Source organism: Streptomyces sp. YJ-C3, assembly GCF_053891275.1.
Window position 1 is genome coordinate 5,592,220 of sequence record NZ_CM132685.1, and the last position, 20,488, is coordinate 5,612,707.

Annotated in this window: 18 protein-coding genes; 8 read left to right on the plus strand and 10 right to left on the minus strand. The window is 72.9% G+C overall.

Translation table 11 applies throughout. From position 1 onward, the window contains the following. Window positions 1–22: 22 nt before the first annotated feature. From ACVHNB_RS25000 to ACVHNB_RS25010, 3 genes are all read right to left on the minus strand, one after another. Entirely contained in the window at window positions 23–1,081 is a 1,059-nt protein-coding gene (locus ACVHNB_RS25000) for an LLM class flavin-dependent oxidoreductase (RefSeq protein WP_456225932.1), read from the minus strand. Continuing rightward, window positions 1,081–1,599: an SRPBCC family protein gene (locus tag ACVHNB_RS25005; protein WP_428956428.1), complete on the minus strand. Its 519-nt coding sequence runs from the start codon at window positions 1,597–1,599 to the stop codon at window positions 1,081–1,083. Before ACVHNB_RS25005 ends, ACVHNB_RS25000 begins: the two co-directional genes overlap by 1 nt. A gap of 95 nt (window positions 1,600–1,694) precedes the next feature. Continuing rightward, complete coding sequence (locus tag ACVHNB_RS25010; RefSeq protein ID WP_428956427.1) at window positions 1,695–2,192, minus strand: winged helix-turn-helix transcriptional regulator; 498 nt, start codon at window positions 2,190–2,192, stop codon at window positions 1,695–1,697. 168 nt (window positions 2,193–2,360) lie between these two features. On the opposite strand from ACVHNB_RS25010, the gene ACVHNB_RS25015 reads away from it, so the two are divergent. Both ACVHNB_RS25015 and ACVHNB_RS25020 read left to right on the plus strand, forming a co-directional pair. After that, window positions 2,361–3,218 (plus strand): AAA family ATPase, encoded by an 858-nt coding sequence (locus ACVHNB_RS25015; protein WP_428957739.1) that lies wholly within the window; start codon window positions 2,361–2,363, stop codon window positions 3,216–3,218. Further along, complete coding sequence (locus ACVHNB_RS25020; RefSeq protein ID WP_456225933.1) at window positions 3,215–4,567, plus strand: vWA domain-containing protein; 1,353 nt, start codon at window positions 3,215–3,217, stop codon at window positions 4,565–4,567. The genes ACVHNB_RS25015 and ACVHNB_RS25020 overlap by 4 nt, the downstream gene beginning before the upstream one ends. A 4-nt stretch (window positions 4,568–4,571) precedes the next feature. Here the strand turns inward: ACVHNB_RS25020 and ACVHNB_RS25025 are convergent, their stop codons facing one another. After that, entirely contained in the window at window positions 4,572–5,828 is a 1,257-nt protein-coding gene (locus tag ACVHNB_RS25025; protein ID WP_456225934.1) for an amidohydrolase, read from the minus strand. Between the two features lie 330 nt (window positions 5,829–6,158). Between ACVHNB_RS25025 and ACVHNB_RS25030 the strand changes: the two genes are divergently transcribed. Further along, window positions 6,159–6,662 (plus strand): response regulator, encoded by a 504-nt coding sequence (locus ACVHNB_RS25030; RefSeq protein ID WP_428956424.1) that lies wholly within the window; start codon window positions 6,159–6,161, stop codon window positions 6,660–6,662. A gap of 82 nt (window positions 6,663–6,744) precedes the next feature. Next, a complete protein-coding gene (locus tag ACVHNB_RS25035; protein ID WP_456225935.1) occupies window positions 6,745–8,511 on the plus strand; it encodes a VanW family protein in 1,767 nt (588 codons plus the stop codon). A gap of 24 nt (window positions 8,512–8,535) precedes the next feature. Here the strand turns inward: ACVHNB_RS25035 and ACVHNB_RS25040 are convergent, their stop codons facing one another. After that, window positions 8,536–9,591 carry a chitinase gene (locus ACVHNB_RS25040; protein WP_428956422.1) on the minus strand — a complete coding sequence of 352 codons (1,056 nt, stop codon included), beginning with the start codon at window positions 9,589–9,591 and terminating at the stop codon, window positions 8,536–8,538. A 275-nt stretch (window positions 9,592–9,866) separates the two neighbouring features. Between ACVHNB_RS25040 and ACVHNB_RS25045 the strand changes: the two genes are divergently transcribed. The 4 genes from ACVHNB_RS25045 (at window position 9,867) to ACVHNB_RS25060 (ending at window position 15,081) form a co-directional block, all read left to right on the plus strand. Further along, window positions 9,867–11,198, plus strand: a complete 1,332-nt coding sequence (locus tag ACVHNB_RS25045; RefSeq protein ID WP_456225936.1) for a uracil-xanthine permease family protein — start codon at window positions 9,867–9,869, stop codon at window positions 11,196–11,198. Beyond that, window positions 11,195–12,520 (plus strand): amidohydrolase family protein, encoded by a 1,326-nt coding sequence (locus tag ACVHNB_RS25050; protein ID WP_428956420.1) that lies wholly within the window; start codon window positions 11,195–11,197, stop codon window positions 12,518–12,520. The genes ACVHNB_RS25045 and ACVHNB_RS25050 overlap by 4 nt, the downstream gene beginning before the upstream one ends. A 223-nt stretch (window positions 12,521–12,743) precedes the next feature. Continuing rightward, window positions 12,744–13,730, plus strand: coding sequence for an isopenicillin N synthase family dioxygenase (locus tag ACVHNB_RS25055; protein ID WP_456225937.1), 987 nt, complete (start codon window positions 12,744–12,746; stop codon window positions 13,728–13,730). Between the two features lie 19 nt (window positions 13,731–13,749). Beyond that, window positions 13,750–15,081, plus strand: coding sequence for a nucleobase:cation symporter-2 family protein (locus ACVHNB_RS25060; protein ID WP_456228943.1), 1,332 nt, complete (start codon window positions 13,750–13,752; stop codon window positions 15,079–15,081). Here the strand turns inward: ACVHNB_RS25060 and ACVHNB_RS25065 are convergent. Genes ACVHNB_RS25065 through ACVHNB_RS25085 form a run of 5 tightly spaced genes read right to left on the minus strand, consistent with a single transcriptional unit; the run spans window position 15,078 to window position 20,458 of the window. Then, window positions 15,078–15,647 (minus strand): hypothetical protein, encoded by a 570-nt coding sequence (locus tag ACVHNB_RS25065; RefSeq protein WP_428956417.1) that lies wholly within the window; start codon window positions 15,645–15,647, stop codon window positions 15,078–15,080. The two genes, ACVHNB_RS25060 and ACVHNB_RS25065, sit on opposite strands and share 4 nt — an antisense overlap. A gap of 36 nt (window positions 15,648–15,683) precedes the next feature. Next, window positions 15,684–16,796 (minus strand): XdhC family protein, encoded by a 1,113-nt coding sequence (locus ACVHNB_RS25070; protein ID WP_456225938.1) that lies wholly within the window; start codon window positions 16,794–16,796, stop codon window positions 15,684–15,686. Continuing rightward, window positions 16,789–18,918 (minus strand): xanthine dehydrogenase family protein molybdopterin-binding subunit, encoded by a 2,130-nt coding sequence (locus tag ACVHNB_RS25075; protein WP_428956415.1) that lies wholly within the window; start codon window positions 18,916–18,918, stop codon window positions 16,789–16,791. Before ACVHNB_RS25075 ends, ACVHNB_RS25070 begins: the two co-directional genes overlap by 8 nt. After that, window positions 18,915–19,907 carry an FAD binding domain-containing protein gene (locus ACVHNB_RS25080; RefSeq protein ID WP_456225939.1) on the minus strand — a complete coding sequence of 331 codons (993 nt, stop codon included), beginning with the start codon at window positions 19,905–19,907 and terminating at the stop codon, window positions 18,915–18,917. Before ACVHNB_RS25080 ends, ACVHNB_RS25075 begins: the two co-directional genes overlap by 4 nt. Next, on the minus strand, window positions 19,904–20,458 hold the full coding sequence (locus tag ACVHNB_RS25085; protein WP_428956413.1) for a (2Fe-2S)-binding protein: 555 nt from the start codon (window positions 20,456–20,458) through the stop codon (window positions 19,904–19,906). Before ACVHNB_RS25085 ends, ACVHNB_RS25080 begins: the two co-directional genes overlap by 4 nt. Window positions 20,459–20,488 lie beyond the last annotated feature (30 nt).

Genomic DNA, 20,488 nt, shown 5'->3' on the forward strand with positions numbered 1-20,488 from the left:
GCACGGGACGGCCGGGTCCCCCTCACCCGGCGTCCCGGTCCACGCCCCGTACGAGGTCGATGGCCCGCCCCAGCGTCGTCAGGCGCGCGGCAGGCGTGTCGCCCGCCGGGTAGAGACGGACGGTGTCGACGCCGGCGTCCCGCCACACCTTCAGCCGGGCCCGCACCATGTCCTCGGTGCCGATGAGGGTCGTGGCGAGGACCATGTCGTCGGTGACCAGGGCGGTGGCCCCGTCCCGGTCGCCGGCCTGCCAGCGCTCACGGACGGCGGCGGCGACCTCGGCCCACCCCTGCCTGCTGTAGGCCTGGTTGTAGAAGTTCGTCGTGGCGGACCCCATGCCGCCGAGGCTGAAGGCGAGCTCCTTCTTGCGGCTCGCGACGATCGCCCGCAGTGACTGCTCGTCCTCCGCGAAGTTCACCTCGGCGCCCTGGCAGATGTCGAGGTCGGCACGGGTGCGGCCGGACGCGGCGAGCCCGGCGTCGAGGTGGTCGAAGTACGCCTCCCCTGCGCCCTCCGGCACGAAGCTGGTGCCCAGCCAGCCGTCGGCCACCTCTCCGGTCAGCCGGAGCATCTTCGGCGACAACGTGGCCAGATAGACGGGCAGTTCGTGCTCCGCCCGCATCGACAGGCGCATGGGCTTCGCATCGCCGCCGGGCAGCGGGAGCGTGAACTCACGTCCCTGGTAGGCGAGTTTCTCTCCGGTCAGCGCCATCCTCACGATCTCGACCGTCTCCCGCATCCGCGTCAGCGGCCGGTCGAACGGCACTCCGTGCAGCCCCTCGATCACCTGCGGCCCGGACGGGCCGAGGCCCAGCAGGAAGCGGCCCTCGGAGAGGTTGGAGAGGGTGATCGCGGCGCGGGCGATGGCGGCCGGGGTGCGGGTGGCGAGCTGGATGATGCCGGAGCCGAGCAGCATCCGTTCCGTGCGCGCCGCCAAGTAGCCGAGCGCGGACGGCGCTTCGGAGCCCCATGCCTCGGCGACCCAGCAGATGTCCATGCCGAGCTTCTCGGCCTCGGTCACGAAGTCGACGGTCTCCCGCCAGTTCCCGCCGGACGCCTCGATCGTCGTGGACGTGCGCATCAGACGGCCTCCTCTTCCGCGAGCGCCTTCAGGGCGTCGAGCGTGACGCCCATGTTCCGCTCGAACTCCCGCAGCCGCACGAAGACGATCTTCTGTTCCTTCTCCGGCGTCCGGTCGATGGCGAACGAGAGTCCGGAGCGGCCCGGGCCGAGCTGCATCCACTGGGTCAGGTCCGTGGTCCCGTCGTCGCGCGCTTCGAGGGTGAACCGCCATACGGCGCTGGGATGTTCGGGGTCCGAGACGGCCCAGGCGAACCGGTGCGGGGCGGCGCACTCGACGACGTACGACGTGGTCTCCCAGGAGCCGAACGCCTCGTGCCGGTTGCGGCCGACGAACCGGGCGCCGACCGCCGGGCCCGTCACCTCCCCGAGCCACTCGGCCGACTGCAGCTCGTCGCTCAGGCGCGGCATCAGACCGATGTCCGTCACCAGCTCCCAGACCCGCCGCGGCGCCGCCTCGATCCTGCGCCGCACCTCGACGGTCGGGGTGTCCGCGTACCGCGCGCCCGTCCACTCCATCGTGGCCCACCTCTCTGTTTCACCGGCTCTGACCACGAGAGTTTCGTAGATGGACTCACTACGTCAAGAGGGACGCCCTGGTCCGGGGCGATCGTTCAGCGGGTGAACCGCTCGCGGATGTCGGGGCGTTCGGCGAGGCGCCGGGGGTAGCCGGGGCCCATCCGGGGCCGGGTGTCGTCGGCCGTCATCGGCTCCCCGCAGTCGGCACACACGACCGCGGCCTCGGTGCGGTGACCGCAGCGGTCGTGCTCGAAGACGACGGGGGCGCCCGCGTCACCCGACAGCCAGCGGTTGCCCCAGGAGTTCATGGCCGCGAGCACCCCGAAGAAGTCGCGGCCCATCTCCGTGAGGACGTAGTCGTGGCGCACCGGCTCGGTCTGGTAGGCGCGCTTCTCCATCAGCCCCTCGTCGACGAGGCGGCGCAGCCGCTCCGCGAGAGTGGTGCGGGCGATGCCGAGCTCCTGCTGGAAGCCGTCGAAGCGGGTGATCCCGTAGAACGCCTCGCGCAGCACGAGCGGCGTCCACCAGTCACCGAGGAGATCCATGGTGCGGGCGATGGAGCAGGGCCAGTCGGCAAAGGAAGTGCGCCTCATGCCGTCAGGATACGGAGGGCGCGCCAGTGGGTCCCTGTACGAGACTCAGCAGACGGCCCCGGGGATCGGCGGGACGTGACGTTCGCCATGAACCGGGCCGGCCGGTTGTGGCGGCCGCGCGGAGCTGATCAGCTGGAGCGACCGCAACGCAACCAGCTGGAGGCCCCGTTGTTCACTTCCGTGGACGATGTCACCGCACGCCTGGCCGAGACCGGTTACCTGGCCTCGCCCGCGGTCGCGACCACCGTGTTCCTGGCGGCCCGGCTCGGCAAGCCGCTGCTCGTCGAGGGCCCGGCGGGCGTCGGCAAGACGGAGCTGGCCAAGGCGGTCGCCGCGATCAGCGACGCGCGGCTGATCCGCCTCCAGTGCTACGAGGGCGTCGACGAGTCGCGCGCGCTGTACGAGTGGAACCACGCCAAGCAGTTGCTGCGCATCACCGCGGGCCGCGACGAGTCGTGGGACCAGACGCGCACGGACATCTTCAGCGAGGAGTTCCTGCTCACCCGTCCGCTGCTCACCGCGATCCGCGGCGACGACGCGAAGGTCCTGCTCATCGACGAGATGGACAAGGCGGACGTGGAGGTGGAGGGCCTGCTCCTGGAGGTGCTCAGCGACTTCCAGGTCACGGTGCCCGAGCTGGGCACGATCAGCGCCACCCGGCGCCCGTTCGTCGTTCTCACGTCCAACGCCAGCCGTGAGCTGTCCGAGGCCCTGCGCCGGCGCTGTCTGTTCCTGCACATCGGCTTCCCCGAGGAGGAGCTGGAGCGCCGGATCGTCGCGCTGAAGGTGCCCGAGCTCGACACGGTGCTGGCCGAGTCCCTGGTCCGGGTGGTGGGCGCGCTGCGCGCGATGGACCTGCGCAAGGTGCCGTCGGTGGCGGAGACGGTCGACTGGGCGCGCACGCTGCTCGCGCTCGGCGCGGACCGGCTGGACGAGGAGGTCGTGCGCCAGTCCCTCGGTGTCGTCCTCAAGCACCAGGAGGACGTGGCGACGGCCACCGCCAAGCTCGACCTGGACGCGGTGTGAGCACGCCGTCGGTCACGGACCGGGTGACGTCACTGGTCCGGGCGCTGCGCACGCACGGCATCCGGATCGGCACCGGCGAGAGCGTGGACGCGGCGCGGGCCGTCGCGGCGCTCGGTCTCGACCACCGCGAGCATCTGCGCGAAGGGCTCGCCGCGGCGCTGCTGCACGACCAGGGCCAGCGCGATGTCTTCGACCCGGTCTTCGACCTGTACTTCCCGCGCGACGTGGGGGCGCCGGAGCGGCCGGACGGCGCCTTCGACCGGGCCGGGCTCCGTGAGCGGCTCGCCGACGCGCTCGCCGCGAACGACCGGTCGGCGATGGCGCGGCTGGCCGCCGAAGCGGTCGACGGACTCGGCGGGTACGACGCGGACGGCTGGTCGTCGATGCAGACCCTCGACCGGCTGCGCCCGCAGACCCTGCTCGCCCGGATCATGGCCGGCATCCGGGAGGCGGGCGGCGGCTCCGGCGCGTTCACCGACCGCATCGAGGCCGACGAGATCCGGCGCCGGATCGAGGACTTCCGTGAGCAGGTGCGCTCCGAGGCGCGCCGCCGGGTCGCCGAGCGCCGCGGCACGGACGAGATGGCCCGCCGCGTCCCCGTGCGGACCCCCGACCGCACCCAGTTCCTGTACGCGGGCAAGGAGCAGCTCGCCGAGCTGCGCAGGACCGTGCACCCGCTGGCCCGCAAGCTGGCGACGCGCCTCGCGGCCCGTCGCCGCCGGGCCGCGCGCGGCCACATCGACCTGCGCCGGACGCTGCGCGGCTCGCTCTCCACCGGCGGCGTCCCGATGCGCCCGGTGCTGCGCAGACGCCGTCCCGCCCGTCCCGAACTCGTGCTGCTGTGCGATGTGTCGGGTTCGGTCGCGGGCTTCGCGAACTTCACGATGCTGCTGGTGCAGGCGCTGCACGACGAGTTCAGCAAGATCCGCGTGTTCGCCTTCGTCAACCGGATCGACGAGGTCACCGACCTCATCGCCCGCGGCACCGCCGACCCGGAGGGGCTCGGCGACCGCATCACCACGCAGGCGGCGGTCACCGGCTGGCACGGCAGCAGCGACTACGGCACCGCCCTCGGGGAGTTCGTCGAGCGCTACGAGGCGGCGGTCGGCCCGCGCACCTCGGTGTTCGTCCTGGGCGACGCCCGCACGAACCAGATGGACCCGAACGTCGCGGCCCTGCGCCGCATCGCCCGCTCGGCCCGCCGCGTCCACTGGCTGAACCCGGAGCCGCGCTCCCTGTGGGACACGGGCGACTCGGCGGCCGGCGCGTACGCGGACGTCGTGACGATGCACGAGTGCCGCACGGCGCGCCAACTGAGCGCGCTGGTGGGGCGGTTGCTGCCGGTCTAGCTGCCTATGCGGCGCCGTCGAGCCAGGTGAGGGCCGCGACCACGAGGGCTTCGACGCCCGTGCTCAGGGTCGGCTCGACGAGCGGGGCGAAATGCGGCGAGTGGTTGCTCGGCAGGTCGTCGAGGCGGCCCTCCTGCAGCGCGGCGACCACCGTCCGCGTCTCCAGTCCGCCCCAGAACCAGAAGACCGTGGGCACGCCCAGCGCGTCGCCGAACACGCCGACGTCCTCGCTCGCGTTGACCTGCGGCATCGGCATCACGCGTTCCTGCCCGAAGTGCGCGGCGAACGCGGCCACCGTGGTCCTGGTCCCGTCGGGGTCGCTCACCAGGGCGGGCGCGCTGGCCAGCCACTCCAGGGTGGGCTCGGCGACCGCGGCGCTCGCCTTCGACTCGGCGCGCACGATGCGCTCCACGGCGGCGCGGACCAGGGTGCGGGTCTCCGGCGTGTAGGTGCGGATGTTGATGCCGAGTTCGGCCGTGCTCGGGATGATGTTGTCCTTCGTGCCGGCCTGCAGCCGGCCGACGGTGACCACGGCGGTATCGGCCGGCGGCACCTCGCGGCCGACGATGCCCTGCAGCCGGGTGACGACGTTCGCGGCCATCAGCACGGGGTCGACGGACGCCTCCGGGCGCGAGCCGTGCGCGCCGCGCCCGTGCAGGGTGACGTCGAGGGAGTCGGAGGCCGCCATCACCGGTCCGGTGCCGAAGCCGATGAAGCCGGCCGGCAGCGGTCCGACGTGCTGGCCCAGTACGATCTCCGGCTTCGGGACCCGCTCGAAGAGGCCGGCCTCGACCATGTCGCGGGCGCCGCGCGCCAGTTCCTCGGCGGGCTGGAACACGACGAGCAGCGTCCCGGACCACTGCTCGCGCGCCCGGGCGAGCAGGGTGACGGCCCCGACCAGGCAGGTCGCGTGCATGTCGTGGCCGCAGGCGTGCATGACCGGGACGTCGCGGCCCTCGCCGTCGACGCCGCGGACCCGGCTCGCGTACGGCAGGTCCGTCTGCTCCTCCACGGGCAGCGCGTCGATGTCGGCGCGGAGCATGACGACCGGCCCCGTGCCGTTGCGCAGCACCCCGGCCACGCCGGTGCCGCCGATCTTCTCGATCACCTCGTCGAAGCCGGCGTCCCGCAGCCGCCCGGCGAGCAGACCGGCCGTGCGCGTCTCCTGGAGCGACAGTTCCGGGTGCTGGTGCAGATCGCGGTACAGGTCGGCCAGCTCGTCCTTCATCGTGGCCAGCCCCGCGGTCACCGTCTGTGCCATGCCCCAGCCCTCCTCGCGCGCCGATGCGGGCACGCTACCGCCGGGGTGATCATGTCGCCAGCCCGGACGCCGGCCCAGGCGGGGAGTGCTCACGACAAGGGGCCACTGAGCACCGTGCGGGGGCCGTCCGGCCCCTGTCGTCACGCGGCCCGGACCCCACATCGTTGACGAGCGGCCCCTTGCGGGCCCGCCCCGTCCCCTTGCCCACCCCTGCTCTCTTCCAGTCCACTCCGCACGGCACCAGCAAAGAGTCGGCCGAGGCGTCACACGACAGCCTGCCCCGTACGCTGCGCGGGCCCCCTCGTGGAGCAGCCCACCAAGGACGGTGACATGCCGACGGAACTCACGGTGCTCCTCGTGGACAACCACGAGGAGACCCTCGTCGCCCTGGAGGGCGCGCTGACACCGCTCGGCTGCGCCACCGAGCGCGTGCAGAGCGGCGAGGAGGCGCTCAAGGCGGTGCTGCGGGGCGGCATCGACCTGATCATCCTGGATGTCGTCATGCCGGGCATCACGGGCCTCGAGGTGGCCCGGCATCTGCACCGGCTCGACCAGACCTCCGGCATCCCCGTGATCCTCCTGACCGGTCTGTTCCGGCATGCGCAACTTGCCGAGGAGGCCTACGAGTTGAGCGTGGCCGACATTCTCACCAAACCCGTCGACCCGTGGCTGCTGCGCATCAAGGTCTCCTCCCATCTGCGCTATCTGCGCCGCATCAAGTCCCTGGAGGCCGAAATCGCCCGGCAGTCGGCGGCGGCCCGGCGCGACGCAGCGGCCGAGAGCGACCGGGGCGGCTCGGCCGCCCGACGGGCAGGGCCTTCCTCGCGCCCTTAGGGTGGTGACGAGCAGATGCCTGATTGGTCCGTGTCGTCGCAGGTCAACGGCTTGCGCGCGCCCCACCGAGAGGGAGCACGCCATGTCCGATCCCGCCCCGGACGACATATCCGGCAGAGCTTCGGCCGGCCGCGGGGGCAGAGGCCGGCGCACCGCGTGGTGGGCAGGGGCCGCCGCGGTGCTCGTCCTCGGCGCCCTGTATGTGGTGGGCCTGCTGCGTTCCGGTGACGACATACCCGAGGGCACCCAGGTGCAGGGCGTCGACATCGGCGGCATGTCGCGCACCCAGGCCGCCGCGGCGCTCGAGAAGCAGCGCGGTGACGACTGGTCGGCCCCCGTCGCCGTACGGATCGGGGACACCGGCGCGAAGGTCGACCCCGCCGCGGCGGGTCTCACCGTGGACGCGGCGGCGACGGCACGGGACGCGGCGGGCAGCCGGGACAAGAACCCGGTCGCGGTCATCGGCGGGCTCTTCGGCTCCGGCGGGCGCTCCCTGGACCCGGTCGTCCGCGTCGACGGGACCAAGGCCCGCGCCGCACTGAAGGCCCTCGCCGAGGGCCACGACACCTCGGCCGAGGACGCCGCCATCGCCTTCCGCGACGGCACGGCGGTGGCGACGCAGCCACGGCAGGGCCGCACCCTCGACGTGGACCGGGCGGCGACCGCCCTGCGCGCCGCCTACGCGGAGCGCAGGTCGGCGTCCTCGGGCGACGCCCGGCCCGCCGACCTGCCGACGAAGACCACGCAACCGGCCGTCGGGCAGGACGAACTCGACCGCGCCATGAAGGAGTTGGCCACTCCGGCCGTGTCCGGGCCGGTGAAGCTCACCACGGGCGCGCACACGATCGAGGTGTCCCCGGCGGCGCTCGGCGCGCATCTCACCGTCGAGCCCGGCGACGACCACCGCTTCGCGCTGCGGCTCGACGGGCAGGGCCTGCTGGACGATCCGTCCGTGGCCCGGTCCGTGGACCGGGCCACGGACGGCCCGGTCGAGGCCAGGCTCCGTCTCGACGGCGACCGGGTGGTGGTCGCCTCCGACGGCAGGCCCGGCCGGACGCTCACCGCGGCCTCCCTGCACAAGGCGGTGCTGCCGCTGCTCGCGAAGACCGGGGACCGGGCCCGCACGGCGCCGGTGGCCACCGAGGCGGTCCAGCCCCGCCTCACCAAGGCCACCGTGGAGAAGCTCGGCATCACCCGGCGCATGTCCACCTTCACCGTGAACTTCGAGCCGGCCCCGTACCGCACCACCAACATCGGCCGCGCGGCGGAGCTGATCAACGGTTCGCTCGTGCCGTCCGACGCCGTCTGGTCGTTCAACCGCACGGTCGGTGAGCGCACCAAGGAGAACGGCTTCGTCGACGGCACGATGATCCAGGACGGTTCGTACGAGAAGGCGCCCGGCGGCGGTGTCTCCGCGGTGGCCACCACCATGTTCAACGCGATCTTCTTCGCGGGCGTCCAGCCGCTCGAGCACGGCGCCCACTCGTTCTACATCGAGCGCTACCCGGAGGGCCGCGAGGCCACGGTCGCCTGGGGCACCCTCGACCTCTCGTTCCGCAACGACTCCGGGCACGCCCTCTACATCCTGGCGAACGCGACGGACACGTCGGTCACCATCACCTTCCTCGGCACCCCCAAGTACGACGACGTCGAGTCCGTCACCGGCCCCCGCACCCGCATCACCCAGCCGAAGGAGCGCACCAGCGACTCGGAGAGCTGCGTGCCGCAGCCGCCGCTCGAAGGGTTCGACGTGGCCGTGGACCGGGTCATGAGCAACGGCGGCGAAGAGGTGAAGCGCGAGACGTTCCGCACGCACTACACACCACGCGACAAGGTCACCTGCGAGTGATGCGCGGGTGACCCGCAGGCATGGCTACTGCTGGAGGCTCTTCACGTTGTCCCCGAAGGTCCACCCCTTCGACCCGTCCCAGTTGGCGGACCAGGTCATCAGCCCCTTGAGGCCGCCGCCGTAGGTGTTCCAGGCCTGCGCGACCTGACTGGTCGTCATGTAGCCGCCGCCCGCGCCGGGTTGTGCGGGCAGGCCGGGCACCTGCTTGTCGTAGGGGACCTTGATGGTGGTGCCCTGGACGACGAGGCCCTTGTTCAGGCAGTCGGTCTGGGCGGTGAAGCCCTGCACGGTGCCGGCCTCGTAGGTGTCGCCGGAGCAGCCGTACATGGAGCCGTTGTAGTACTGCATGTTGAGCCACCACAGGCGGCCGTTGTCCGCGTACTTCTTGATGACCGGCAGGTACGCGCCCCAGATCGACCCGTAGGTGACACTGCCGCCGGTGACGTAGGCGGTCTCGGGGGCCATCGTGAGGCCGAACCCGGCGGGCATCTGGGCGAGGATGCCGTCGATGATGCGGATCAGGTTGGTCTGCGACGTGGACAGCTGACCGATGCTGCCGCTGCCGGTGAGGCCGGTCTCGATGTCGATGTCGATGCCGTCGAAGTTGTACTTCTTCAGGATCGGGACGATCGTCTCGACGAAGCGGTCCGCGACGGCGGTGGAGTTCAGGTCGATACCGGCCGCCGCGCCGCCGATGGACATGAGGATCGTCTGGCCGGCGTCCTTGGCCTGGCACATCTCGGCGGGGGTCGCGACCTTCACGTTGGTGTCCATGCCGTCCTCCCACAGCGCGGTGCCGTCGGAACGGATCACCGGGAAGGCGGCGTTGAGCACGTTGTAGCCGTGCTGCGCGAGTGCGGGGTCGGTGATCGGGGTCCAGCCGAAGGGCGGGTGGACGCCGTTCGAGGCTCCGTCCCAGTTCTCCCAGTAGCCCTGGAGGACCTTTCCGGCCGGTCTCTGCTTGGTCGCGCAGGTGTCGGCGGCGGGGGCGGCGGGCGCCGCGACGAGGACGGTGGACAGGGCGGCGGCAGCAGCGAGGGCCGCGCCGAGGAGACGGGACGTACGACTGCGACGGGACATGGGGGGCCTCCGCAGGATCGCCGGTGAGTGGGGGTTGGCGTGAGCACGACGCACGCTAGAGAGGTCCAGACCTTTCGTCAATGGGTCTGGACCAATGGGCTGTCGAGGCGGACCGGCCGGGTTCCGCGACGGACTCCTGGCGGCAATGCCGGCGAAACACACCGTCCCTACGGTCGCCCGTACACCGGTCATGGCTGCAACGGCCGGTGCGCGCACGGACGTTGATCCGCGTCGGCGCTAACCAGCCGTCTTCCACCGAGTTTCAGGGAGGAACGATGGCTGTCACCACGCACGCCGTCGCGCCCGCGCCGGACCCGCACCCCGTCGACGCCCGGCCGCCGCTGCGCCGCCTGGTACCGCTGAGCCTCCAGCATCTGCTCGTCGCGTACGCGGGCCTGGCGACGATGCCGCTCCTCGTGGGCACCGCGCTGCACCTGCCCGAGGACCGCATACGGCTGCTCATCAGCGCCAATCTGCTGGTGAGCGGCCTCGCCACGCTGCTGCAGTCACTGGGTGTGAAGTGGCTGGGGGCGCGTCTGCCGATCGTGATGGGGTCGACCTTCACCGCCATCACGCCCGCCATCCTGATCGGCGCGGAGCACGGGCTCGCCGCCGTGTTCGGGGCGACGATCGTGTCCGGCCTGGTGACCCTGGCCGTCGCGCCGTGGTTCGGGCGGTGGCTGCACCTGTTCCCGCCGCTGGTCACCGGGACCGTCATCGCCGTCATCGGGTTCTCCCTGGTGCCGTCCGCGGCCGGGCTCGTCACCGGCGGGCACGGGGCCGGCGGCGGGCGCGGCCTCGCCCTGGCCGCGGTGACGGTGCTGCTCGTCGTGCTGGTGGAGCGCCTCGCGCCGCCCGCGCTCGCCCGGTTCTCGGTGCTCGTCGCGATGGCCGCCGGAACCGTACTGGCCGTGCCCCTCGGGCTGTTCGACGGCTCGGGCATCGCGGACGCGCAGGCGGTGACGGCTCCCGACCCGACCGCCTTCGGAGCGCCCACGTTCGTCGTCCCGGCGATCGCGGCGATGCTCGTCGTCCAGCTCGTGAACATGGTCGAGTCGGTCGGCGACACCCTCGCCGTCGGGCAGATCGTCGGCCGCGGCGACGACGCGCCCACGGTCGTACGGGCGCTGCGCGCGGACGGCGCCGCCACCGTGGTGTCCGGGGCGCTCGCCTCCTTTCCCGTCGTGACGTTCGGGCAGTCCGTCGGCCTGGTGAGCGTGACGCGGGTGCGCAGCCGTCATGTCGTGGCGCTGTCCGGCCTGCTGATGGTGGTGCTGGCGTTCGTCCCGGTGCTCGGCGCGGCCGTCGCCGCCCTGCCGGGACCGGTCCTCGGCGGGGTCTCGCTCGTCATGTTCGGCACGGTCGGCGCCGTCGGCCTGCGCATTCTGGCCCGCGCCGACCTCACCGACTCCCGCAATCTGCTGACCGCGGCGCTCGCCTTCGCGCTCGGCATGATCCCGGTCGGCGCCCCGGACTTCTACGCGCCGCTCCCCTCCTACGTCCGCACGGTCCTGGACAGCGGCATCGCCGTCACCGGGATCGTCGCCTTCGCCCTGAACCTGCTGTTCCACCACACGCCCCGCGCCCGGAAGGACCACGCCCGATGACGACGACCGACATCGACACGATCACCGACGTCACCGTCTACAGCGAGGGCCGCTGGCACCCGGGCACGGACGTCCATCTCGCCGACGGGCGGATCACGGCGCTCGTCCCGTCCGGTGAACTCCCCCACGGACGACGGGTCCTGGACGGAACCGGCGGACACCTCACGCCCGGCCTGGTGAACACGCACACGCACCTCTTCCAGGCGGGCCTGCGCGGCATCGGCGAAGGGCTGCCCCTGCTGGCGTGGCTCAGCGCGGTCGGCGAGGAGGCGGCGCTGCTCACCCCCGAACGCGCCTACGCGACCGCGGCCGCCGCCGCTGCCGAGGCCCTGCGCAGCGGCACCACCACGCTCGTCGAGCACATGTGGCCGCACCCCTCCCCCGCCGTGCACGACGCGGTGCTGCGGGCGCTGCGCGACAGCGGCGTACGGGCCGTGCTGTGCCGGGGCGTCGCCGACCGCGCCGACCGCAGCCGCAAGTGGGGCTTCGACCCGCGCCTGATGCAGCCGCTGAAGGAGGCTCTCGCGCACACCGACGAGCTGATCGCCGCCGCGCGCGGCAGCCGGATCGAGGTCGGCCTCGCCGTGCCCAATCCGCGGTGTCTGACACCGGAGGGAATGGCAGCCGTACGCGCCTACGCCGACGAGCGCGGGCTGCCCGTGTCGCTGCACCTGCTGGAGACGACGACGGACGACGCGATGTGCCGCGAGCACACGGGGGCCGGCGCCGTCGACTACCTGGAGCGGGCCGGGTTCCTGTGGGAGCGGCTGCTCGCGGTGCACTGCGTGGAGCTGGACGCGGCCGGCCGCGCGACGCTCGCCCGGCACGGCGTCGGTGTGTCGTACAACCCGCTCAGCAACATGCGGCTCGGCAGCGGGATCGCGCCGGTGCCGGACATGCTCGCCGACGGACTGCGGGTCGGGCTCGGTGTCGACGGCGCGGCCAGCAACGACACGCAGGACATCCTGGAGGCGATGCGGATCGGCGCGTACCTGCAACGGGCCGCGCACCGCAAGGCGGACCTGTTCGGCTTCCCCGAGATGCTCGCGATGGCCGCGAACGGCGCGAACCGGGTCCTCGGCCTGGAGGAGCGCCCGGACGGGGTGCGGCCCGGTCTGCAGGCCGACCTCGTCCTGCACCGGTTCGAGAAGGACTACGCGTGCCTGCCCGTACGCGATCCGGGGGCCACGCTGCTGACCTGTGCGGGCAGCAGGACCGTGGCCGCGGTCCTGGTCGGCGGGGAGGTCCTGGTGCGCGACGGGGAGCATGTCCGGCTTCCGTCGCGGGAGTTGGCGGCCGGGCTCGGCTTTACGGCCGCGTAACACCGTGATGCCCGGCGGAAACACACGCCGGGCAGGCTGAACGCATCGCGTACGGACCCCGCGCACCTCACGCTCCGGGGTCCGTGCCAGTCCACGGCGCCGGGCCCGCGAAGGGGTCCGCCGCGACCGTGCCCACGGGCCTCTGAGCGCCCGCGGTGGGGATCGCAGGGGCGGTGACTGCATCCCGGGAAACCCACGATCGCTTCGAGGAGCGACAGCCGCGATGAGTGACATCACGTACAGCATGGCCGAGTTGGCCAAGGAGACCCGTATGGGCGGGGCCGGGACGGAGACCTCCGACCGGGAGATCCGCCGCATCGACCTCAGCGACTTCGACGCCCGCAAGGCCGAGATCACCGAGGAGCTGTGGGCCGCCGCCACCGACATCGGTTTCTTCCAGCTCGTGCACCACGGCATCGAACAGGAGCTGGTGGACGGGGCGTTCGCCGACGCCGAGCGCTTCTTCGGACTGCCGGAGGAGACGAAGGCGCGGCACGGCCTGAAGAAGGGCCTCAACTCGGGCTGGGAGTCGATGACCCAGGTCCGGCCGTCGATCGGGACGCCGGACCAGAAGGAGTCGTACCAGCTGACCCGGCCGCACATGGACGGGCTGTGGCCGGACGACGCGCTGCCCGGCTTCCAGGAGCGCACGCTCGCGTTCGAGGCGCGCTGCCGGAAACTGGCGATGCGCGTCCTGTCGTGCTTCGCCGACAAGCTGGGGCTGCCCGAGGGCTTCTTCGCGCGGGCCCACGACCCGGTGAGCGCCCAGTACCAGTCGACGCTGCGGATGCTGCACTACTTCGCGGTGCCCGAGGACGCCGAGATCCCGGCGGACGTCTGGCGGGCCGGCGCGCACACGGACTTCGACTGCCTGACGCTGCTGTTCCAGCGCGACGGGCAGGGCGGCCTGCAGGTGTGCCCGGGCAAGGAGGCCGAGGCGCAGGAGTGGACGCCGGTCGAGCCCGCGGACTCCGTGATCACCTGCAACATCGGGGACATGCTGATGCGGTGGAGCGACGACCGGCTGCCGTCGAACTTCCACCGGGTCAAGTCCCCGGGCCCGGACGACGACCGGTCCGCCCGCTACAGCATCGCGTTCTTCGCGCAGGCCGACCGTGACGTGGTGATCGAGGGGCCCGCGGGCCGCTATCCGCCGATCACCGCGGCCGACTACATCCAGCAGCGGATCGCCGCCAACTTCGCACGCTAGAGGGGAGGCCGACGTGACGATGTCCATGAGGGAACGGGCCGGATCGGGGTTCGGACGGCTCGCGGTGCTGGGCCTGCAGCATGTGCTCGTGATGTACACGGGGTGTGTGACGGTGCCGCTGGTGTTCGGCGCGGCGGCCGGTCTCGACGCCGCGACGGTCGCGGTGCTCATCAACGCCGATCTGCTCGTCGCGGGCGTCGTCACGGTGATCCAGGGCGCCGGGGTCGGCCGGATCCTGGGCGTGCGGATGCCGGTGATGGCGGGGGCCGCGTTCACCGCGGTGACGCCGATGATCCTGATCGCCGGGGAGTACGGCCTGCAGGCGGTGTACGGGTCGATGCTGGCGGCGGGGGTCTTCGGGCTGCTGGTGGCCTATCCGTTCGCGAAGGCGGTGCGCTTCTTCCCGCCGCTGGTGAGCGGTGTCGTCATCACGGTGGTCGGGCTCGCCCTGATCGGGGTCGGGGTGAACCTGGTCGTCGGGAACGATCCGAAGGCCGGCGACCACGCCGCGCCCTCGCGTCTCGCGCTCGCCGCCTTCGTGGTGATCGTGATTCTCCTGGTGGCACGCTTCGGGCGCGACTTCCTCGCGCAGACCGGCGTCCTGCTGGGGCTGCTGGCGGGGACGGCGGTCGCGGTGCCGTTCGGTCTGGTCGACCTCTCGGCCGCGCGGACGGCGGACTGGATCGGGGTCAGCGCGCCCTTCCACTTCGGCGCGCCGCAGTTCCCCGCGGTCGCGGTGCTCTCCATGTGCGTGGTGATGCTGGTGCTGTTCGCCGAGTCGACGGCGGACCTCATCGCGGTCGCGGAGCTGACCGGGAAGCGGCTGACGACGGCGGACATGGCGCGCGGCCTCGCGGCGGACGGCCTGTCCGGTGTCCTCGGCGGCGTCATGAACGCCTTCCTGGACACGGTGTTCGCGCAGAATGTCGGCCTGGTCACGATGACGAAGGTGCGCAGCCGGCACGTCGCGACGGTCGCGGGCGGCATGCTCGTGGTGCTCGGCCTGATCCCCAAACTGGGCGCGCTGGTCGCCGGACTGCCCCAGCCGGTGGTCGGCGCGGCCGGTCTGGTGATGTTCGCGACGGTCGCCGCCGTCGGTATCGGCACGCTGCGCAAGGTGGACTTCGACGGCACGCACAACCTGCTGATCGTGGCGGTGTCCATCGGCGCGGGCATGGCCCCGGAGGTGGCCCCCGATCTGTACAGCCGGTTCCCGGAGGGGGTGGGGATCGTGCTGGGGTCGCCGGTGACGAGCGCGACGCTGGTGGCGTTCGGGCTGAACCTGGCGTTCAACGGGCGGGGCGCGCGGCGCACCCCCCTCCCGGAACCGGCCGTCAGACTGTCGGCCTAGTAGCTCACACGTCTCCGGCTCGCCCGCGTCGTGCTGCCGTCGGCGGCGTCGGTGCGGTCCCCGGGGGCCGAGCGGCCGGCGAGGGCGCGGAGGGTGTCGAGCCCCGCGAGGACGTCCTCACGGCGCGCCGCCGACGTCGTCCGGTCAGGCAGCCTGGGGAACATGTCCCAGGACGACGGCGTGCACCCCCGCTCCCTGAGGCGCGCGCCGACGTACGCGGCGAGCGCGTCCACGTGCTCGGCGTCGTAGGCCCACAGCACGTGACCCGCGCAGCGCACCTGCAACCACAGCGGGCGGTCGAAGAACGGCTCGGCCGGGCCGCCGAGCGTCACCCCCAGCCGGGCCCCGCCGCGGCGCTCCGGCTCCCACTCCTTCGTCGCACCGCACCCGGCGCAGGCCAGTCGGCGCGGCAGGAACAACAGCTCGATGTCATAACGGAGTTCGGGTCCGCCGGGCCGGGGCACGACGACGGCCCGGCCGCCGCACCGCGGGCACACCACGAGGATCCGTCCGGCGAACCGGGCCAGAGGCGTACCCCGGTCGGCGTGGCGGTGCTCGCTGTCCATGTGATCTCCCCCGGACGTCCGGACCGTACGGACACGCTAGCTGCCGTGGATCGGGCCCCGCTCCCCCGCCAGCGGCGCCCCGCTGCCGCCCCGCCGCACCGCGACGATCTCCGCCCCGATCGACACCGCCGTCTCCTCGGGGGTGCGACCGCCCAGGTCGAGGCCGATCGGCGAGCGGAGCCGGGCCAGTTCGGTCTCCGTCAGTCCGGCCTCCCGGAGCCGGCCGAGCCGGTCGTCGTGCGTGCGGCGCGAGCCCATCGCCCCGATGTACGCGACGGGCAGCCGCAGCGCCACCTCCAGCAGCGGTACGTCGAACTTGGCGTCGTGCGTGAGGACGCACAGCACCGTCCGCTCGTCGGTGGCCGTGTCGCGCAGATAGCGGTCGGGCCACTCCACGACGACCTCGTCCGCCTCGGGGAAGCGGGCCCGCGTCGCGAACACGCCCCGCGCATCGCACAGGGTCACGTGGAAGCCGAGGAGTTTGCCGACCCGCACGAGCGCGCCCGCGAAGTCGACGGCACCGAACACGATCATCCGGGCGGGCGGCACGCTCGACTCGACGAACAGGGTGACGTCGCCGCCGCACCGCGCCGAGCTCTCCGGCACCTGGCACACGCCGGTCCGCCCGAGGTCGAGCAGGGCGCGGGCCTGCGCGGCGAGCCCCGGGTCGTCGCCCGAGCCGATGCCGCTCTCGTACGAGCCGTCGGGACGGACCAGCAACAGGCCACCGCTCGCGGCGAGTTCGCCGGGCCCGTCGAGCACGCGCGCGAGGGCCACCGGCTCGCCCCGCCCCACCGCGGTGAGCGCCGTCTCCAGCGTGGTCCGGGCAGCGGACCCCGACGGCACCGGGACGACATGCACCTCCACGGCCCCGCCGCAGGTGAGGCCCACGGCGAACGCGTCGTCGTCGCTGTAGCCGAACCGCTCCCGGCGCACCGTCCCGTCCCGCAGGGCGTCGACGCACAGTTCGTAGACCGCGCCCTCGACGCAGCCGCCGGAGACGGAGCCGATGACCTCTCCCGCGGAGTCCACGGCGAGGGCCGCGCCGGGGGGCCGGGGTGCGCTGCCGCTCACCGAGACGACGGTGGCGACAGCGAACTCCCGGCCCTGCGCGGCCCAGCGGCCGAGCTCCGGGGCCAGATCAAGCATCCGTTCCGTCCCGGCCGGCCTCGGCGAGCAGGACCCGGTCGGGCCGGATCGGCAGGTCGCGGTGGCGGACGCCGGTCGCGTGCCACACCGCGTTGGCGATCGCGGCGGCCGTTCCGACGATGCCGATCTCGCCGATGCCCTTGATCCCGACGGGGTCGTCGGGGTCCGGGTCGTCGATCCACTCGGCCTGGAGGTCCGGCACGTCGGCGTTCGCGGCGACGTGGTAGCCCGCGAAGTCGGCGCCGACGTGCCCGCCGGACGCCGCGTCGCGCACCGCTTCCTCGTGCAGCGCCATGGAGATGCCCCAGGTCATGCCGCCGGTGAACTGGCTGCGCGCGGTGAGCGGGTTGATGATCCGGCCCGCCGCGAAGACGCCCAGCAGCCGCCGCACCCGCACCTCGCCGGTGCTCACGTCCACCGCGACCTCGGCGAACTGCGCGCCGTAGGAGTACCGCTCCTTCTGCGCGAGCGCCGCGATCAGTTCCGCGGTGTCCGTCCGGGCGGTGATCCCGTCCGCCGGGATGTCGCCGGGTGCCAGGGGCAGGCGCTCCCGCAGGTCGCGTGCGGCCGCCATGACGGCCCAGCCCCAGGACCGGGTGCCCATCGAGCCGCCGGAGACCCACGCGGGCCCGAAGTCGCTGTCGGCGATCCGTACCCGCACCCGGTCGGGCGCCACGTCGAGGGCTTCCGCGGCGATGAGGCCGAGGGCCGTGCGGGCACCGGTGCCGACGTCGGCCGCGGTGATCCGGACGGTGAAGGTGCCGTCCTGCTCGGCGGTCACGGTCGCCGTGGAGGGCGCCGCGCCGGCCGGGAACGTGGACGCGGCGGTGCCGGTGCCGAGCAGCCAGCGGCCCTCGCGGCGCACGCGCGGGCGCGGGTCGCGGTCCGCCCAGCCGAACCGGCGCGCGCCCTCCTCGAAGCAGCCCAGCACGTTGCGGCTGCTGAACGGCAGGCCGGACACCGGGCCCACGGCGGGTTCGTTGCGGGCGCGCAGCGCGATCGGGTCCATGCCGAGCCGCTCGGCGAGTTCGTCGAGCGCGGACTCCACGGCGAACGAGCCGGGCGCCTCGCCGGGCGCGCGCATCCAGGTGGGCGTCGCGACGTCCACGGGCACGACCCGGTTGACGGTGTGGTGGGCGTCGGCGTCGTACATGCTGCGGCCGAACCCGGCGCTGCCCTCGACGAACTCCCGCAGGTTCGAGGTGAGGTTCTGGTTCTCGTGCGCGAAGGCGCGCAGCCGCCCGTCCGGGTCGGCGCCGAGCCGCACCCGCTGCGCGGTGGGGCTGCGGTAGCCGGTCGTCGCGAAGACCTGACGCCTCGTCAATACCACGCGGACCGGACGCTGCAGCTCGGTCGCGGCCATGACGGCGGCCACGTGGTGCGCGCGCAGCCCCTTGGAGCCGAAGGCTCCGCCGACGTGCTCGGAGCGGACGCGGACGGCGGACAGGTCGAGGGAGAAGAGGTTGGCGAGGTCGTCGGCGACCCATTTGCTGCCCTGGTTGGAGTCGAAGACCTCCAGGCGTCCGCCGTCCCAGCGCACGGTCACCGCGTGCGGTTCCATGGCGCCGTGATGCTGCTCGGGTGTCGTGTAGGAAGCGTCCAACACCACGGCGGACGCGGCGAGTTCGGCGTCGAGGTCACCCTTGGCGGCCGCCGTGTCCTGCGGGGTGTAGACGCCGGGCCGGTCGGCGTAGAAGGCGACGTCGTGCGGCTCCTCGTCGTACTCGACGACGAGCGCCTCGGCGGCCTCCCGGGCCTGCTCGGACGTCTCGGCGACGACCAGGGCGACGGGCCAGCCGGCGTGCGGCACCCGGTCGTTCTGGAACACCTCGACGATCGGGTCCGGGCGGCCGAGCGCGCCGACGACGTCGTCCTTCACCCGCGGCGCGTTCTTGTGGTGCAGGACGGTCAGGACGCCGGGCAGCGCACGGACGGCCTCCTCGTCGATCGCGCGGATGCGGCCGCGCGCCACGGTCGACAGCACCAGCCAGCCGTGGGCGAGGTCGGCGAAGGGGATCTCGCCCGCGTAGCGGGCGGTGCCGGTGACCTTGTCGCGGCCCTCGACACGGGTGTGCGCGACGCCGACCGCGTCCGCCTTCGGCGTGGTGGGCGCTGTGGTCATCGGGTCGCCTCCTGCGTGAGTTCGGTGAGCAGCGCCACGACGAGATTGCGCGTCAGCGGCACCTTGTACGCGTTGTGGGGCAGCGGTTCGGCGGCCGCGAGCTCGGCGTCGGCCGCGGCCGCGAACGAAGCCTCGTCCGCGGGCGAGCCGATCAGCGCGCGCTCCGCGGCGCGGGCCCGCCAGGGCCGGGACGCGACCGCGCCGAAGGCCAGGCGCACGTCCTGGACGACGCCGTCGCGGACGTCGAGGGCGGCGGCCACGGAGCCGATGGCGAAGGCGTACGAGGCGCGCTCGCGGACCTTGCGGTAGCGGGACCGGGCGGCGACGGGCGCGGGCGGCAGGGTGACCCCGGTGATGAGCGCACCGGCGGGCAGCGCGGTCTCCAGGTGCGGGGTGTCGCCGACGGGCCGGTAGAAGTCCGCGAGCGTCAACTCCCCTGCTCCGGCGTCGGTTTCGTAGTGCACGACGGCGTCGAAGGCCGTGAGTGCGACGCCCATGTCGGACGGGTGCACGGCCACGCACGCCTGGCTCGCGCCGAGGATCGCGTGGTTGCGGTGCTCGCCCTCGACGGCGGGGCAACCGCTGCCGGGGACCCGCTTGTTGCAGGGCTTGCTGACATCGGTGAAGTAGCCGCAGCGGGTGCGCTGGAGCAGATTGCCGCCGACGGTGGCCATGTTGCGCAGCTGTCCGGACGCCCCGGCGAGCACGGCTTGCGTCAGGGCCGGGTAGCGGCGCCGTACGTCCGGGTGGGCGGCGAGGTCGCTGTTGGTGACGGTGGCGCCGATGCGCAGCCCGCCCTCCTCGGTCGGCTCGACGCGGTCCAGGGGCAGTTCCCGGACGTCGACGAGGCGGGCGGGGCGCTCCACTCCCGCCTTCATCAGGTCGACGAGGTTGGTGCCGCCGCCGAGGAAGCGTGCGTCGGGGTCGGCGCCGAGCACCGCCACGGCGCCCGGCACGTCGAGTGCCCGCTCGTATCCGAACTCCTTCACGCCACCGTCTCCTTCGTGGTGCCGGCGGCCTGCTCGACGGCCCGGACGATCGAGTTGTACGCACCGCAGCGGCACAGGTTGCCGCTCATGCGCTCCCTGATCTCCTCCGGTGTCAGGGGTGGGGCTCCGGCCTCGGGCCGCACGTCCTCGGTCGCGGCGCTCGGCCAGCCGGCCGCGTGCTCCGCCAGGACGCCGAGGGCCGAACAGATCTGGCCAGGGGTGCAGTAGCCGCACTGGAACCCGTCCAGCTCGACGAACGCCTGCTGCACCGGATGCAGTTCGTCGCCGTCCGCGACGCCTTCGATGGTGGTGATCTCGCGCCCCTCGGCGGCGACCGCGAGCTGCAGACAGGACACGGTCCGGCGCCCGTCGACCAGTACGGTGCAGGCCCCGCACTGTCCCTGGTCGCAGCCCTTCTTGGTGCCGGTCAGATCGAGCCGCTCGCGCAGGGCGTCGAGCAGGGTGGTGCGGTTGTCGACGGGCAGCGTGTACTTCTCTCCATTGACGTGCAAGGTGATCGAGCTGGACGTGGAGATGCCCGCTGGGGCCATGAGCAGCCTTCTTTCGCGTTTCCGGTGCGA